Origin of the sequence: Pelosinus fermentans JBW45, assembly GCF_000271665.2 — a bacterium.
Classification (GTDB): domain Bacteria; phylum Bacillota; class Negativicutes; order DSM-13327; family DSM-13327; genus Pelosinus; species Pelosinus baikalensis.
Window position 1 is genome coordinate 1,493,222 of sequence record NZ_CP010978.1, and the last position, 16,596, is coordinate 1,509,817.

The following is a 16,596-nucleotide window of genomic DNA, read 5'->3' on the forward strand; positions in this document are numbered from 1 at the left end:
TGAATAATACTTATAGAATGGAGAGAAAATTCTGATGGACTTTAAAAAGGAAGCAAATAAATCTAATTGTGCGTGTACTTATCTGGCTTGTCCTCGCAGAGGAGATTGCTATGCTTGTGTTGAACATCATCGTGGCAATGCAGAGTTACCTGGTTGTTTTTTTACTTCTGAGTCTGAAAAAACATATGATAGAAGTATAAAAAACTTTATACAAACTATAGCAGATAAAGAATAGAGTAGATGCTTTAAAAAGATCTATTTCTTCAATTAAAAAGTTTGGCGCGCAAGATATTTGTTGTGTATTTAACAATAGGAGGGATTGTTTATGGAGAAGAAATGTGTATTGCTAACTTCAGAGTCAGTTACTGAAGGACATCCTGATAAAATGGCTGATCAAATATCAGATGGAGTATTAGATGCAATTATGGCAAAGGATCCTATGGGACGGGTAGCATGTGAAACTCTTCTTACTACAGGACAAGTTCATGTGGTAGGTGAAATTAGCACTACTTGTTATGTAGATATTCCTAAAATTGTGCGTGACACGATAAAAGAAATTGGTTATACGCGAGCAAAATTCGGTTTTGATGGAGAAACTTGTGGCATATTAGTTTCCATTGGTGAGCAATCGGCGGATATTGCTATGGGGGTAAATAAAGCGTTAGAGGCAAAGAAAGGCGAAATGGATGAATTTGAAGCAATTGGAGCTGGTGACCAGGGAATGATGTTTGGTTATGCTACCAATGAAACTGCGGAGTATATGCCTTTGACAATATCCTTAGCACATAAGTTAGCTTATCGTTTAACTGAAGTACGTAAAAACAAAGAAGTGGATTATTTACGTCCTGATGGAAAAACCCAGGTGACAGTTGAATATGAAGATGGTAAACCTGTGCGTGTTGATACGATAGTTATTGCTGCTCAGCATAGTTCGGAAGTTGATTTAGCAACTATTGAGAAGGATATGATTGAGAAGGTTATTGTACCAATTGTTCCGGCGGAGTTATTAGATAAAAATACTAAATATTATATCAATCCAACAGGTCGTTTTGTGGTAGGTGGCCCTCAAGGTGATGCTGGTTTAACAGGTCGTAAAATTATAGTTGACACTTATGGCGGAATGGCACGTCATGGTGGTGGTGCTTTCTCGGGTAAGGATTGTACAAAAGTTGATCGTTCTGCTGCTTATGCTGCTCGTTATGTTGCTAAAAATATAGTGGCTGCAGGACTGGCTGATAAATGTGAAATTCAGTTAGCATATGCCATAGGCATTGCCTATCCTGTATCTATCATGGTGGAGTCTTTTGGAACTGCTAAAGTAGATGAAGCTTTAATTGCCGAGCTTATTAAAAAGCATTTTGATTTACGTCCAGCTGGTATTATAAAGACTTTGGATTTGCGACGTCCAATATATCGTCAAACAGCAGCTTACGGTCATTTTGGTCGCACTGATGTTGATCTTCCATGGGAACGGATAGATAAGGCAGAAGAATTGCACAAAGAAGCCAATTTATAATTCGAAAAAATAATTTCATAGTTGAAACGTAATTAAAAATTTAATCGACATTCAAGTTAAGTTTTGAGAAACGTAAGGTAAGGAGGCAATTGGTTATGTTTAATAAATGTGTTTATAAGTTAAATAACGAATATTTGAGAGAAATTCTAAACATCCATTTTGATAAGGAAGAAGGGGCGAAATACTGGCTTGAAAGAGAAAAGCAGCTGAAAATTAATACACTTGAAGAAATAAATGATTTTAAAAAATTTAAGCAATACTATTCATTTAAAAATAGAAATGAAATGGACAAATATGAAAATGACTTAAGACATAGACAGGTGGAAGATTTTATCCCGTTAAGTGCATCAAAGGGGGATAAGTGGATATGGACAGCAGAAACAGGAGGAACTACAGGAATTGCTAAACGAGGAACATGGGGAAGTATATATTGGGAGAGTATTTTGAACTTTTCAGATGAGTTTCTAAACCTTCACTGTGTTCCTAAAAACGAGAACTGGCTATTTATAGGACCTACTGGGCCGCATACGACGGGAAGATTAATGGTCTCAATTGCAGAGAATAGAGGTGGTAAAATATTTTGTATCGACATGGATCCTAGAATTGTCAGAACGTATTTGCAAGAGGGGAATGGAGAGGCGGTAAATAAATATATTCAACATATATGGGATCAAGTTGATCCTATCATACGATACCAAAATATTGGAGTTTTATTCTGTACATCAAGTCTTTTAGAACTTTTACCTCAATATATGGATATAAATTTATTTAAAAATATAAAGGCGGTGCTTCACGCTGGCTTAGCCATGTCTCGTGATACTCATAAGTATTTGCGTGAGAACTTGTTCAAAGGAAAAGCGATAGTCGGTATATATGGAACTTCGGTGTCTGGAATTAGTTATCAGAAACCATATGAAAAAGAAGATAATTATCATGTTATTTATATACCTAGCCAGCCGTATATAGTAATTGACATTATAAATGGAGAGGGGCTTCCGGTTAATTATGGTGAAGAAGGCGAGGTAAGATGTTTTAGATTTACGGAAGATTCTATTATTCCTGGTTTTATAGAAAGGGATAAAGCTGTGAGAATTAAGCCTTTTGGAAAGTTTGCATCAACGTACAATTGGGATTGGATTTCTGACCCTCATAGTCCGGCAGGTTTATCCGGACAGAAGATGGAAGGAGTATATTAATGATAAATATTCCTGTAATCATAAATAATGAATGTATAGATACGATAGAATATCAAGGGGTTTATTCTTTGAAGAATGAGCCCCTTGCTACATTGTCAAATTTCCCTGTTATAAGAATCCGAGAAGTTAAAAATATGAGTGAACAAAATTTTGATAAGATGCGTGCAATGCCAGCAAAAGATATTTTTAAAACATTTAAGAAAGCCGCACAAATTTTTAGGGCAATGAACTTTAGTATTAATGGAGTTAACATTAATAAAACAGACTATATTAGATTGGTCTCATCCTGTACTGGCTTGCCCCAAAGTCTGATAGAACAAGAAATCGAAGAAATAGCATATATAATGGATAATTTAGAAGGCATTAATTCTATGCAAGTTCCTGGAGGTTCGGTGGAAATATTTGATACTAACTGCTATTATATAGAGAATCAAGAAATTGGGTTTTTTCCAGCAGGAAAAAATTTAACTATTAAATTACCAGGAAATATTCCGACAATTTGCATTTATTGGTTAATACCGTTGTCACAGAAGAGACCTATTATACTTATTCCTCCGAAAGAAGATCCGTTTACTCATTTTCTTATATATAATGCAATTAAGTTAGCCGATCCGCTTTTAGCATCGTGCATTAGTTTTTTGCCGTGCAGTGAAAGTGCGATTGGCTATTTAGCTAGGATATCTGATCAGCTTATGATTCCTGAAAGCGCAAAGTCATTAATAGCATCATCGAAAGATTATATACAAAAAACTTATTTTATACATTATGGCAGAAGCAAATTTATTATTACTGATGATTTTGATGATCATATTATTGATGCAATATATAGAAGAATGACTTGGAATTGCGGCAGAACATGTACAGGGCTTACTTCAGTAATTTTTAAAGGAGATGCGAACAGACTCGCACATGCTGTGGTAGAGCGAATAAAAAAAGATTGTATAGATATGAATAGAGGTAGTGATATAGTACCAATGTTCAGTATGGAAAAAGCGAGACATCTTGATATGATGATTGAGTCTTACCTTCAGAAAGGTGACGCGATTGATGTAACCAAAGAGGTGAGAGGGGATACTCGTCTTATAAAATGCGGGGATGAAGGATGTTTGCTTCCTACTGTATTATTGGTGAAAAATAAAAAAAGTGAAATCTTCGGATTAGAATTACCATTCCCATTTATAACCATTATTGAAGCCGAAAGTGATGAAGAGCTTATAAAGTACGCCCAAAATACCCTTATATTAAGCGTTGCCTCAGAAAACAAAGAACTGATTCAGAAATTATGTGTAGAAAGATCAATTATGAAGGTTTTTGGTGGAAAGCATATTGAACGTGGTTATAATTATTATGACCCCCATGAAGGTTATATTGCAGATTTTACATATCAAAAGAAAGCGGTATTATTTTAATGTCTGCTTGGTTTATGACCGATTAATTATTCATAGCTCAGGCAAATTTTTTATCTATTGATTACTAATTACGGAGATGATGTTTAGTGAATATTCTATTGGTTTGGCCACCTTCTGCTGATTATTGTATCTTAAATGAAAAATTCAGCTGTTGTGAGCCACTTGGGCTTGAATACATAGCAGCTCCTCTTTTAAAGGAGTTTACAGTTGACATTGCGGATATGAGATTTGAAAAAAGTATTGAGGATTTATTAAAGAAAAAGAAATATGATGTTGTGGGCGTTGCCATTCCGTTTACTACAAGTGTTAATGTTTGCAATAGGATGTTGCAGCAAATAAAAGAAAATGATGAAAGGGTAAAAGTAGTTATCGGTGGACATTATCCTACGGTTACTTTAGACAACATTTATCTTCAGTATGTTGATTATGCCATTATTGGAGAAGGTGTACATTCCTTTTACGAGTTGGTGAAAGCTATAGAAAATCAAACTTTGATTGATGACGTTAAAGGGATAGCAATTATAGAGGATCAACTAGTCAAGTATACTGATAAAATAATTTTTAATACGTTGGATCATTATCCAATTCCTGCAAGAAATTTAGTTTCAAAATATCAAAATAAATATTTTCATGCACATTATACACCAGTTACGTTGATGCGATTTTCAGCAGGGTGTCCACATAATTGTACGTTTTGTGTATTGTGGAAATTAACAAATCGCGAATATATAGTGAGAAGCAATGATTTGATTATACAAGAACTCAAAGGTATCGATTGTGAAAATATATATGTTGTAGATGATGAGGCATTCATAAACGCTCCCAAAATGTACGAGTTGGCACAGAAAATAATCGAAAAAAATATACGGAAAAGATTTCACATGTATGTTAGAGCAGATACCATTATTAATAATGCGGCATTATTTGAATTGTGGGCTAAGGCTGGATTAGATTCTGTCTTAATTGGACTTGAATCAATATTTGATGATGAGTTAAAGGGATATAAGAAAAACATAACTAGTGAGATGGCTCATAAATGCGTAGAAATACTTCATAAAAACAGTATAGAAATAAGAGCGAATTTCATAGTTAAACCAGAATATTCCCGGGAGAATTTCCAAGAACTAAAACAGACAGTTTTTGAGCTTGATATAGATCTTCCTACTTTTGCAGTATTAACACCTTTTCACGGGACAGATGAATATGAAAAAGTAAAAGACCAATTTATTATTGATAAATTGGAGTTTTTTGACTGTTATCATACGTTTCTAAAAACTAAATTATCATTAAAAGATTTCTACCAAGAATTTTCCAATTTATTTAGATCTGCAAAATTAAGAGATAAACGAGAAGAGCATGGTACAGTTTTTTATGCAGGCAAAGGACAAGATTTTGAAGAAATGACACAAAAAATGGAGAATTCTTACTTGTATTATTAGGTAAGGAGGAAAATTATGGATAAAATAGATTGTTTACTAATTGGTCATAATCAAATTACAGGTTTGAAATGTGAGAGAACTTCAAGGGTTATGTGGGGAAGAAACTCTCAATTTTATAAAGAAGCCGTAACACTAAGATATATAAAATATGAAGATCAATTATATACTCCTACGCAAATATCAAATAAGTTTACTCAGAAAAAAAATGGAGAAAGTTCATTTGAACATTTAAGTTATGAGCCTACATTAAATGGTGCAATAGCTTATTTAGGAAGCTACCTAAATAAATCAGGTTTTACCTTTGATTTTATAAATTGCCTTAAAAGTGAACAAGATAAGCTTGCATCAATATTAAAAAGAAATGAATTACATGCGGTTGCAATATCTACAAGTATGTATACAACAATATTTCCTATCTTAGAAGCGATTGCATTTATAAAGAAGCATAATGCTTCAGTAAAAATAGTTATTGGTGGTTCATTTATAGCCAACCAGGTTAGAGAGCAGGAAGAGGCTGAATTGCAGCAGATGTTTGGAGTTATAGGCGCGGATGTTTATATTTATAGTAACGAAGGAGAACATACCTTAGTTAAGGTGCTCAGAGCAATAAAGGAAATGTCACCTTATACAGATATTAATAATATATTTTACAAAGATTTGGGGAAATATTCATTTACTTTTCCAGAGGAAGAGAAAATCGGGTTAGATGATAATCTAATAAATTGGAATTTATTTGAAGGAAATCAATATAAATACGTTAATGTCAGAACTACAGTTTCATGTCCTTTTTCTTGTGCTTTTTGTGGTTACCCAAAATATGGAGGAAAGTATAGGCAGCTGAGTATTGAAGCATTAGAGAAGCAACTTAACATGATTAGAGAGAATCCAAAGGTTAAGGGTATCTATTTTATCGATGATACTTTTAATTTTCCGGCAGAGAGATTCAAAAATATTTTACGAATGATGATAAAAAATAAATATAACTTCAAATGGCATTCCTTTTTTAGATGTCAATATGCTGATAGAGAAACAGTTGAGTTAATGAAGGAAAGTGGTTGTCAAGTTGTTTATTGTGGAATAGAATCAGCAAACCAAGTAATACTTGATAATATGAACAAAAATACTACTGTTGAGCAGTATAAAAAGGGTATAAGTCTACTTAATGAATATGGCATTGCGAATATCGCGTCTATCATAATAGGTTTTCCGGGGGAAACTTATCAAACGTATTTGGACACTTATAACTTTATTGAAGAGTTGGGGCCTACGTTCTTTAGATCGCATGTGTGGTATGCTGATGCTGAATCCCCAATTTATTCTAAAAAGAAGTTATACAAATTAGAGGAATCTGGTTACGAATGGAGTCATTCAACAATGGATGCTAAAACAGCTGCGACATTAACAGACCTAATGTTCTTGAATATAAAAAATTCTGTATATGATTCAGATTATCCAATTGCTTTTGATTTATTAGTTAAGGGATATAGTATTGAGCAGATCAAAAAGTTTATAAATGGGTTTAATATGTGTATGAAAAAGGGATTAAATGCTCCAATTTTAGCAGAAGCTGATTATCAATACATACAAGAAATGAAAAGTGCATTGGGTTCACTAAATTAGAAAGGAGAAAGATATGGAAAAGATCGATTGTTTTTTTGTTGGCTATAATGAACTTTCTATGCCAAGGCAGAGACAATTATTGCGGCTGACCTATGGGGAAAACTCTTATTATTATACTGAAACGAATTCATCGAAATTAGGGTATCTAAAATATCAAAAAGAACTATACTCTACTTCACAAATATTTAATATGTTCAACAAAGAAAAAAGAATTGTTGACAATTCTTTTGATGACATTAATATGCATGAAACTTTTAATTTAGCAATTGCATATTTAGGTAGTTATTTACATAAAAGAGGATTTTCAATTGATTATATTAATTCATTTAATAACGCTAAGGAAAAATTAGCAAATTTGTTAACAGAAGATAGAATTAGAACAATTGCAATTCCGACTTCTTTTTACATATTTGCATATCCAATTCTTGAAATCATATCCTTTATTAGAAATTACAGCAGTACAGTAAAGATCTTAGTGGGTGGGACGTTTATTGCAAATCAAGTTAGATCACTGGATAAAATAGCACTACAGAGTTTTTTCATCTCGATGGGTGCTGACGTATACATATACAGTAATGAAGGAGAATATGCATTAAGCAGGGTGGTTCAAGGGATTAAAAATGGACAGGCTTTAGAGGAAATAGAAAATATATACTTTAAGAGTGGGAAGAATTATGTATTTACAAAAGTACAAATCGAAGAAAATTCAATAAATAATAATCCAGTAAATTGGAATTTATATTCTAATGATATGGGAAAATTTGTTAATATGAGAACATCCATTTCATGTCCGTTTTCATGTAGCTTTTGTAATTTCCCACGGTATGCTGGTAAGTATAGATTGGCCGATTTGGAGGCAGTAGGTAATGAAATAGCGAAACTTAATGATATAGGGAAAGTTTCGGGTATGTGGATTATAGATGACACATATAATTTTCCCCCGGATAGGTTTAAAGATATATTGCGTGTAATGATTAAAAATAGGAACAAAATTAAATGGCAGGCACATGTCAGATGTCAGTATCTTGACGAGGAAACAGTTAAACTTATGAAAGAGAGTCAGTGCGAGCATGTAGTGCTTGGGATTGAATCTGGCAGTCAAAAAATAATAAACAATATGAATAAAAAAGTAACCGTAGAAAAGTATAGGCAAGGAATATCACTATTGAATGAATATAATATTATGAATACAGCTTTATTAATAATGGGCTTTCCTGGTGAAACCTCTGAAACATATGAGGAAACATATAATTTCATTGAAGAAACAAAACCGACTTTTTATCAGGCAAGACTGTGGTGGTGCGATCAAGATACACCAATCTATAAGGAACGAGAAAAGTATAAGTTAGAGGGGTCTGGGTATACGTGGAGTCATGCTACGATGAATTCGACTACTGCATATAATTTAGTGTATGATATGTTTTCTAATCTAAGAAACTCTATTTTTGAAAGTGATTTTCCAATACCGTTCCATCTTTCAACACGAGGAATTAGTACTGATAAAATAAAGAATTTTATCGGTAGTTTTAATGAATGTATCAGGCATAAGATAAGTAACCCACTTGAGGAAGAAACTAATCCTGAAATGATCGAAAAAATGAGAGCAACTCTGTATTGATATTTTAACCCTAGTAAAGTTACCCCACGTCAATTGAACCAGCAGTGCAAAACGCGTATATAGAATAATCCTACTCTAATAGCAGTAAAGAGGTGATTTTATGAGAACAATAGATTGTTTTTTTATAGGACATAATGAAATCGATATGATGAGACAAAGACAATTACTAAGGTTAAGTTACGGTGAAAATTCACATTTATATAATGAAACGAACATGTCGAAACTTGGATATATAAAATATAAAGGTAATTTATACTCGTCTTCGCAGATTTTTAATAAAATTAATCAAGAAGAAAATATAGTCAATAAATCATTTTCTGATGTTGGCATCTCAGAGACGTTTAGCCTTAGTATTGCATATTTAGGAACATTTCTACATAAAAATGGCTTTTCGATAGATTTTATTAACTCATTTAATAAAGAGAAAGACTATCTGGCAAGTGTGCTATCTAATAATAAGGTTTTATCAGTAGTAATCCCTACAACGTACTATGTTTTTGCCTCCCCTATTCTTGATATTATTTCTTTTATAAGAAAATATAACACTAGAACTAAAATAATAGTTGGTGGGCCCTATGTAGCCAATCGAGTTCGTTCACTAGATGAAGAGGCATTGCAAAGAGTATTCAAAGCCATGGATGCAGATATTTTTATATATAATACAGAGGGAGAAAAAGCACTAGGGAAAGTGATGCATGCTATAAAAAATAACCTTCCTCTAAATAATATAAAAAATATATTCTACAAAAATAAAGATAAATACTGGTACACTGGACATGTTCATGAAAGCAATGAGCTAGATGAAAACATAGTTCAATGGGAGTTGTTTGCTGATCGGGTAGGCAATTTTGTAAATGTCAGAACGAGTATATCGTGTCCATTCACTTGCCAATTCTGCAATTACCCTATTTATGCGGGAAAATACAGGCAGGCAAGTATAGATACAATAGAAGAAGAAATGAATCGGCTTAACAATATCAGTGGCATAACTGGTATGTGGATTATTGACGACACGTTTAATTTTCCCCCATCACGATTTAAAGAGATACTAAAAATGATGATAAGAAACCGATATAAATTTAGATGGCATTCTTTTTTAAGATGTCAATACTTAGATGAAGAAACGGTTCGTCTAATGAAGGAAAGTGGGTGCGATCATGTTCTTCTTGGTATTGAATCTGGAAGTCAGAAAATTCTAAATAATATGTCTAAAAATACTACTGTTCATAAATATTACGATGGTATAAGTCTGCTTAATAAATATGAAATTGCAAGTACTGCATCAATGATAGTAGGATTTCCGGGAGAAACTTTGGAAACATATACAGATACTGTCAAGTTAATAGAAGAAGCTCAGCCGACTTTTTTTCGATCCCATATGTGGTACTATGATTCAAATGCACCAATTAGCAAGCAGAAGGACAAATACTCTTTGGGTGGCGAAGGTTTGGAATGGAAACATGATACCATGGATTCTCAAATGGCATGTACTCTGAATGAAGGGCTTTTCAAGTCGATTAAAAATTCAATATATGAAACTGAATGTCCAATACCTTTCCATCTTTTGAATAGGGGTATAAGTATATCTAAAATTCAAAGGTTTTTGTCTAGTTTTAATGATTGCATAAAGGAAAAGATAAAAAAACCTGTTGAAGAAGAAACAAGTTTCGAGATGTATAAAAAGTTACGTGACTCTTTAATTAGCGAATAAATATGAATTATTTACATATTGCGAGGAGAATAATAAAGCTGTTATTGGAGAGATGAAAATGGAAACAATAGATTGTTACTTTGTTGGTATAAATACTGTCAGTATTGCAAAGCAAAGAAACTTTGCAAAAATTATCCATGGGGAAAATTCACACGAATATAGGGACGATTCGAATTTTCGATTTGTCAAATGTAACAATAAATTATATACGCAGTCACAAATTTTTGAATTATTTTATAATGATGAAAAAGTTAGTAACTCTTATGAACTTTCTGTTTTTGAAGAAACATTTAATAGTGCGATAGCCTATTTGGGCACATATCTTACTAAGAGAGGTTTATCAATTGAATATATAAACTCATTTAATAGTGAGAAGGAAGAACTTGCTTCAAAACTGGTTGGAGCAAATATACATGCTGTTGCAATACCAACAACACATTATACTACCGCTTTTCCGATAACTGAAATCGTGTCTTTCATAAAAAAATATGATGCCAAAGTAAAAATAATAGTTGGTGGGCCTTTTATTACAAATCAAGTCAGATCATTAAATGGCGATGCATTACAAAGGCTCTTTTATTCAATTGGTGCTGATATTTATGTTTATAACAGTGAGGGGGAATATGCTCTTAATGAAACGGTTAAAGCTATAAAAGATAGCTTACCGCTAGACAGTATATCTAATATATATTACAAAAAAAACAATAAATTTGTCATAAATGATTATTATCCTGAGGAAAATGATCTGGATAATAATTCAACAGATTGGAATCTATTTGCGAATCGTCTTGGCAAATATGTTAGTGTAAGGTCTGCGATGTCATGTCCATTTTCCTGTGGTTTTTGTACCTATGGTGGTCGCGGATTTAAGGAAAAATACAGGTATTCAAGTATTGAGACACTGGAGAAGGAACTTGATGATTTAAAAAATAGTGGCAAAGTCTCAGGTATTTTCTTTAGTGACAATACGTTTAATGTGCCATTGAAAAGATTTAAAGACATATTACGATTGATGATAAGGAAAAGATATAATTTTAAATGGCAGACTCATATAAGATGTCAATTTATTGATGAAGAAACAGCAGCTCTATTGCAGGAAAGTGGATGTGTACAGGTTTTCTGTGGATTGGAATCAGGTAGTCAAAAAATACTTAATAACATGAATAAAAGGGCGACTCTGGAAGAGTGTAAAAAAGGAATTGAATTATTAAACAAATACAACATCATGAGCGTAGCATCATTTTTTATAGGGTATCCAGGTGAGAGTGACGAGACTGCCATGGAAACATTTAAATTTATAGAAGAGACAAAACCGACATTTTTTCAAATTCGCTTATGGTGGTATGCGCAAAATGCTCCAATCTTTAACCAAAAAGAAAAATACAATCTAACAGGATCAGGTTTTAACTGGTGTCATGAAACGATGAATGCGGATTATGCGCATGAACTTGTTGATAAATTCTATCTAACTATAAAAAATTCAACACATTTAGGGGATACTCAAAATATATTCGATATGAAAAATAGAGGAATTAGTGTGAATAATATTAAAGGCTTCGTTGATGCATTTAACAATTGTGTTAAAGAAAGATTGGGAAATCCAAGTGTGGAAGAGACCAGCTGTGAGCTGTTGGATAAATTGAGAATTGCTGCAAAACGTTGTGTCGTATCTCATGAAAGCTGATCAACTAAAATAATATTAGGAAACCAAATACATTATGAGTAATTGGAGGATTTATGAAGTTAAGTATAATTGAAGAAGCGATAAGACGTTATGGTACACCTTTATATTTATTTAATGGTGAAGATATTATAAGCAAATTTAATATTTTAAAAGGAAGTCTACCAGATAGCTTTGAAATATTATATTCGATGAAGGCCAATCCTTTGTTAGGAATATGTCAGTTGATTAAGAAGGCTGGAAGTAAAGCTGAAGTGGCTTCAATAGGTGAAATGCACGTCGCACTAACTGCAGGATATAAATCAAATGATATTGTTTTTACAAGCCCTGGGAAAACTACTGAAGAGATTGAATATGCAATAGATAGAAATATTTATTGCATAAATGTTGAATCAATGCAAGAAGCGGTCTTGATTAATGAAATAGCCAACACTAAATCTAGGAAGGTAGACATAGCGATAAGAATTAATCCCCATTTTAATTGTATTGAAACAGATATAAAAATGGGGGGAGTGGCAACCCAATTTGGAATTGATCAATCTCAAGTTGGGTTGGTTTTTCAAGCTTTAGAAAAACTAGTGAATTTAAATATTATAGGTATCCATGTATATGTAGGAACTCAGATCCTTAATGCAGGTGATATTGTTAAAAATACAAATGAAATTATAAAACTTGCAATAGAATTATCCGATAAATATGAGTTTTCTCTGAAATTTATCGATTTGGGCGGCGGATTCGGAATACCTTATTTTGCCGAAGAATCAAATTTAGATATGAATATCTTAAAACACGGTATGGATGAGTTATGGTCGAGATATAAATCTAGGCTCACAGATACGCGGATTGCAGTGGAAAGCGGTAGGTTTTTAACAGCAGATTCAGGTACGTATATCACTAAAATTTTATATAGCAAAGAATGTAAGGGAAAAAAATACTTGGTATGCGATGGAGGTTATAGTCAACATCCGGCAGCATCCTTTTTGGGAAGGTATAATAAAAACAGATTCCCCATTCGTACTCTTCATGAAAACAGCATAAAGGAGAATGTTACTGTAGTGGGGCCTAGTTGTACTCCCATTGATATTCTAGGTAAAGATATAACTATTGCTAAAGCGCAACCAGGTGAATATTTATTAGTAGATAAGTCAGGAGCATATGGTTTAACTAATAGTCCCACATCCTTCTTAAGCCATTCGTCTGCTGCGGAAGTCTTTTGTTATAGGGATAGCCTTCATTTACTTCGACGTAGGAGTACCTTGAATGATCTTCTAAGTAAACAGTATGGTCTCGATATTATTAGAATGGAGGACGATTTATATAAATGAAAAAGGACAAAAAGAACATCTTTGTAGGAATGAGTGGGGGATTTGGTCCTTTATCACAAGTTTTACCAATTATTGAGAGCTTTGATAAAGAAAAATTTGATATTACTTGCTTTATAGCAAGTTCTTCAGCTACTCTAGTCAAAAATCTTAAATATAAATTTCTTGAAGCACCATATGTAGAACCTCCTAAGAACTTGATTCCTAAAGGACATAAATGGTGTAATATTGATCATTATTGGGGTAGATTTGGGTATATTGATTCCGACTATGTAAATGCAATGATTCCAGCGAGAGTTGAAGCCATCAGAACATGTTCTCCAGATTTTATCATATCGCAATTCAGTCCACCCACAGAAATAGCTGCACGAATTCTAAAGGTTCCTCTTATTTCCATAACGCAGTCGTGTATGCATCCAAAAGGAAAGAGAGTTTCATGGTGGGAGGAAGCAACAGAAAGCTATCCAAAAGCGGCACCTATAGTAAGTGACTTAATGAAAAGGTATGGACTAGATCCTATAGACAGAATGGAAGAACTAAATAGAGGAGATTTGACTATTATACCTAGTTTTCCAGAATTTGACCCGATTGACGATGATGTAATTTATATAGGTCCTCTACTTTGGGAGAGTTCAGGAAAACAATACGAAACAATCAAAATTAAAGATAATTCCAGTTGGAAGAAAAATCGTCCATTAATTTATGCTTATACAGGTAACCTGTATGATTCAGCAGGAGCATCGGGTATAAAAATTCTTAAAAATGTAATAAAAGCTTTTGGTAATTCGGAATTCGATGTCATAGTGTCTACCGGATTGGGGCAATCCCTTAAAGAGATTCGTGAAATTCCAGGAAATATAAAAATAATGGATTGGGTTCCTGCAACAGAACTTATAAAAGAATGTGATATAACCATTCATCACGGAGGACATGGAAGTTGCATGTTAAATATAATTAATGGTATACCAGCAGTAATTATACCTACTTTCTCAGAAAGGGAATTTAATGCGCGACAAGTGAAAGCATTAGGTGTAGGTAACTTTATTTTACCAATGGAATTAACCCCAAGTGGACTTTATGATGAAGTCCTAAGATGTTTAAGGGATGAAAGGGTATTTAATCGAGCGAAAGACTTGGCTTATAAAATAAGACTGAGAAACTATGGTGGTGGTATAGAAGCGAAAAAATATATATTAGATTATGTAAATAGGAGGAACCATTCAGTTTAATTAGTAGTATTTTCCTCATAAATAAGGAGATTTACTAATGGCATTTAGCAAGGGATTTAAATATAAGCTCTTAATATTTACAGTTAAAAAACCTCATGCAGTTTTTATAGGCTTTGCTTTGATATTAATCTTAGTATTATATATAACCAACACTTCATACACAGGTATATATATTAAAGCGACTGGTACTTTAAATTATGATAGTAATGATCAAAGGTGTATTCATATTACTACTGATATTAGTAATAAATATAAAGATGCAATAGACTCCAAAAATTATACAGTATGGTATGTGAGAAGTGATGGAAAGAGGTACTATGGGTCAATAACCAATATCCAAAATTTGAAATCTTCAAATCGTTTGCAAGTAGAAGTTATTGCAAGACGTGAGGATTGTTATGAAGAATTAGGTGCAAATTATATAGAATATAAGGGGCCTATTAATTTAGAAATATACTTTAAAAGGAAAAATATTATAAACAAGATATTAGATAAATTATTTTAAATTAAAAGTAGAAAATAATTACCTTTCCCAATATTCTTTCATTTCACATAGAGAGACTAGGCTTCACATTAAGGAGAATATTAAAACAAGAAGTATTAATTGACTAGTTCAAAAATGGGAGAGCATCAAAATATGTATATTAATTCGCATAAATTATTGATTAAGTTTATTAGCACAACTTTGTTACTTTTATTAGTATCTATTTGTTCAGGATGTGACCTTCAATATGATTTAAGAGCCTTTTTTTTTAATGAAGTTATATTAAATGGTCATGTAGAGTCAAATCAGATAAGTGTAAATTCGGAAGTTATAGGTAAAATTATTGAAATATATAAGGAGGAAGGTCAACAAGTAAAGAAAGGTGATTTACTAGCGCACATAGATAGTACCGCTAAAGAATTAGAAATAATTCAGATGAGAATAAAAATTGGAGTCAAAGAAGTAAAACTTAAGCAACTGAAAGCCGGTACTAGATACGAGCAAATTCAGGAGGCTGAGGCAGCGGCGAAAGTCGCAAAATATAAGCTTGATGAAGAGATGCAAGGAGCGAGGCCCGAAGAACTTGAACGAGCTGCATTAATAATGTCATCTGCACAAGCAGAGTATGAATACTATAAGGATAATTACAAAAAATTAAAATATTTATATGCACAAGATGCAATACCAGAAAGAGAGTTAATTAAAGCACAACAAGAGCTTACGAAATATGAAATCAACTTTAAAACTGCTATGAGTCAGTTGGAACAAACTAGAAATGGTCCTACAAACCATGTACTTTACGGTGCACAGGCAAATTACGAAAAAGAGTTAGCGCAGTTAGAATTATTAAAGAATGGTCCGACGTTGGAAGAGATAAGAACTGCAGAACTTGAGCTGGAAGATGCAAAGGCTGATTTGGAGCAGACAAAATTAAGTCTTTCAAAGTGTAATGTAGTGTCACCTGTAGACGGAATATATATATTGAAAAATGCAAATGTAGGTGACACAGTGAACGTGGGCACTAATATAGGCAAAATCTCGGATTTGTCTGATTTATATGCAAAAGTATATATTGCTCAAAAAGATGTTACTTTAATTTCACTTGGTCAGTCGGTGAATTTAAGATCGATTTCTTTATCAGGGCAATTAATAAAAGGTAAAGTGATATATATTGCAAGCCAATCGGAATTTCTACCAGAACATATTGATAAAGATGAGGCAGAAAAAAGTACCGTTTTTGAGGTTAAAGTACAAATATTGGATAATATCGAAAAATTACGGATGGGTATGACGATAGAAGCATATGTACCTAAATGACGAGTTGAGAGGAAGATGGATTGAAATAGTATTTGATTCTTAATTATCAGTAAT

General features: G+C 32.9%; 13 protein-coding genes. All 13 read left to right on the forward strand.

What is annotated here, in order from left to right; genetic code table 11:
- Positions 1–34: 34 nt before the first annotated feature.
- The 13 genes from JBW_RS06185 to JBW_RS06245 all read left to right on the forward strand — a co-directional run bounded on the left by JBW_RS06185 (position 35) and on the right by JBW_RS06245 (position 16,542).
- Positions 35–235, forward strand: a complete 201-nt coding sequence (locus tag JBW_RS06185) for a DUF6485 family protein (RefSeq protein WP_007957036.1) — start codon at positions 35–37, stop codon at positions 233–235.
- 90 nt (positions 236–325) lie between these two features.
- Complete coding sequence (gene metK / locus JBW_RS06190) at positions 326–1,516, forward strand: methionine adenosyltransferase (protein WP_007957035.1); 1,191 nt, start codon at positions 326–328, stop codon at positions 1,514–1,516.
- Positions 1,517–1,611: 95 nt separating this feature from the next.
- Positions 1,612–2,712: a hypothetical protein gene (locus JBW_RS06195; protein WP_007957034.1), complete on the forward strand. Its 1,101-nt coding sequence runs from the start codon at positions 1,612–1,614 to the stop codon at positions 2,710–2,712.
- Positions 2,712–4,121 (forward strand): aldehyde dehydrogenase family protein, encoded by a 1,410-nt coding sequence (locus JBW_RS06200; RefSeq protein WP_007957032.1) that lies wholly within the window; start codon positions 2,712–2,714, stop codon positions 4,119–4,121. Before JBW_RS06195 ends, JBW_RS06200 begins: the two co-directional genes overlap by 1 nt.
- Positions 4,122–4,207: 86 nt before the next feature.
- Complete coding sequence (locus JBW_RS06205; protein WP_007957030.1) at positions 4,208–5,560, forward strand: B12-binding domain-containing radical SAM protein; 1,353 nt, start codon at positions 4,208–4,210, stop codon at positions 5,558–5,560.
- Between the two features lie 15 nt (positions 5,561–5,575).
- Positions 5,576–7,180 (forward strand): B12-binding domain-containing radical SAM protein, encoded by a 1,605-nt coding sequence (locus JBW_RS06210; RefSeq protein WP_007957028.1) that lies wholly within the window; start codon positions 5,576–5,578, stop codon positions 7,178–7,180.
- A 13-nt stretch (positions 7,181–7,193) separates the two neighbouring features.
- Positions 7,194–8,798, forward strand: a complete 1,605-nt coding sequence (locus JBW_RS06215; RefSeq protein ID WP_007957026.1) for a radical SAM protein — start codon at positions 7,194–7,196, stop codon at positions 8,796–8,798.
- Positions 8,799–8,898: 100 nt separating this feature from the next.
- Positions 8,899–10,509: a radical SAM protein gene (locus JBW_RS06220; protein WP_007957024.1), complete on the forward strand. Its 1,611-nt coding sequence runs from the start codon at positions 8,899–8,901 to the stop codon at positions 10,507–10,509.
- Between the two features lie 58 nt (positions 10,510–10,567).
- Positions 10,568–12,193 carry a B12-binding domain-containing radical SAM protein gene (locus JBW_RS06225; RefSeq protein WP_007957023.1) on the forward strand — a complete coding sequence of 542 codons (1,626 nt, stop codon included), beginning with the start codon at positions 10,568–10,570 and terminating at the stop codon, positions 12,191–12,193.
- A gap of 53 nt (positions 12,194–12,246) precedes the next feature.
- Positions 12,247–13,515: a decarboxylase gene (locus JBW_RS06230; RefSeq protein ID WP_007957021.1), complete on the forward strand. Its 1,269-nt coding sequence runs from the start codon at positions 12,247–12,249 to the stop codon at positions 13,513–13,515.
- Positions 13,512–14,741 carry a glycosyltransferase gene (locus JBW_RS06235; protein WP_007957009.1) on the forward strand — a complete coding sequence of 410 codons (1,230 nt, stop codon included), beginning with the start codon at positions 13,512–13,514 and terminating at the stop codon, positions 14,739–14,741. The genes JBW_RS06230 and JBW_RS06235 overlap by 4 nt, the downstream gene beginning before the upstream one ends.
- 37 nt (positions 14,742–14,778) lie before the next feature.
- On the forward strand, positions 14,779–15,246 hold the full coding sequence (locus JBW_RS06240) for a hypothetical protein (protein WP_007957008.1): 468 nt from the start codon (positions 14,779–14,781) through the stop codon (positions 15,244–15,246).
- 132 nt (positions 15,247–15,378) lie between these two features.
- A complete protein-coding gene (locus JBW_RS06245; RefSeq protein ID WP_007957007.1) occupies positions 15,379–16,542 on the forward strand; it encodes an HlyD family secretion protein in 1,164 nt (387 codons plus the stop codon).
- Positions 16,543–16,596 lie beyond the last annotated feature (54 nt).

What these genes read in the sequence shown, in the direction of transcription:
- JBW_RS06185 (WP_007957036.1), top strand. Translation starts at nt 35, where the DNA reads ATGGACTTTAAAAAGGAAGCAAATAAATCTAATTGTGCGTGTACTTAT.
- metK (WP_007957035.1), top strand. Translation starts at nt 326, where the DNA reads ATGGAGAAGAAATGTGTATTGCTAACTTCAGAGTCAGTTACTGAAGGA.
- JBW_RS06195 (WP_007957034.1), top strand. Translation starts at nt 1,612, where the DNA reads ATGTTTAATAAATGTGTTTATAAGTTAAATAACGAATATTTGAGAGAA.
- JBW_RS06200 (WP_007957032.1), top strand. Translation starts at nt 2,712, where the DNA reads ATGATAAATATTCCTGTAATCATAAATAATGAATGTATAGATACGATA.
- JBW_RS06210 (WP_007957028.1), top strand. Translation starts at nt 5,576, where the DNA reads ATGGATAAAATAGATTGTTTACTAATTGGTCATAATCAAATTACAGGT.
- JBW_RS06215 (WP_007957026.1), top strand. Translation starts at nt 7,194, where the DNA reads ATGGAAAAGATCGATTGTTTTTTTGTTGGCTATAATGAACTTTCTATG.
- JBW_RS06220 (WP_007957024.1), top strand. Translation starts at nt 8,899, where the DNA reads ATGAGAACAATAGATTGTTTTTTTATAGGACATAATGAAATCGATATG.
- JBW_RS06225 (WP_007957023.1), top strand. Translation starts at nt 10,568, where the DNA reads ATGGAAACAATAGATTGTTACTTTGTTGGTATAAATACTGTCAGTATT.
- JBW_RS06230 (WP_007957021.1), top strand. Translation starts at nt 12,247, where the DNA reads ATGAAGTTAAGTATAATTGAAGAAGCGATAAGACGTTATGGTACACCT.
- JBW_RS06235 (WP_007957009.1), top strand. Translation starts at nt 13,512, where the DNA reads ATGAAAAAGGACAAAAAGAACATCTTTGTAGGAATGAGTGGGGGATTT.
- JBW_RS06240 (WP_007957008.1), top strand. Translation starts at nt 14,779, where the DNA reads ATGGCATTTAGCAAGGGATTTAAATATAAGCTCTTAATATTTACAGTT.
- JBW_RS06245 (WP_007957007.1), top strand. Translation starts at nt 15,379, where the DNA reads ATGTATATTAATTCGCATAAATTATTGATTAAGTTTATTAGCACAACT.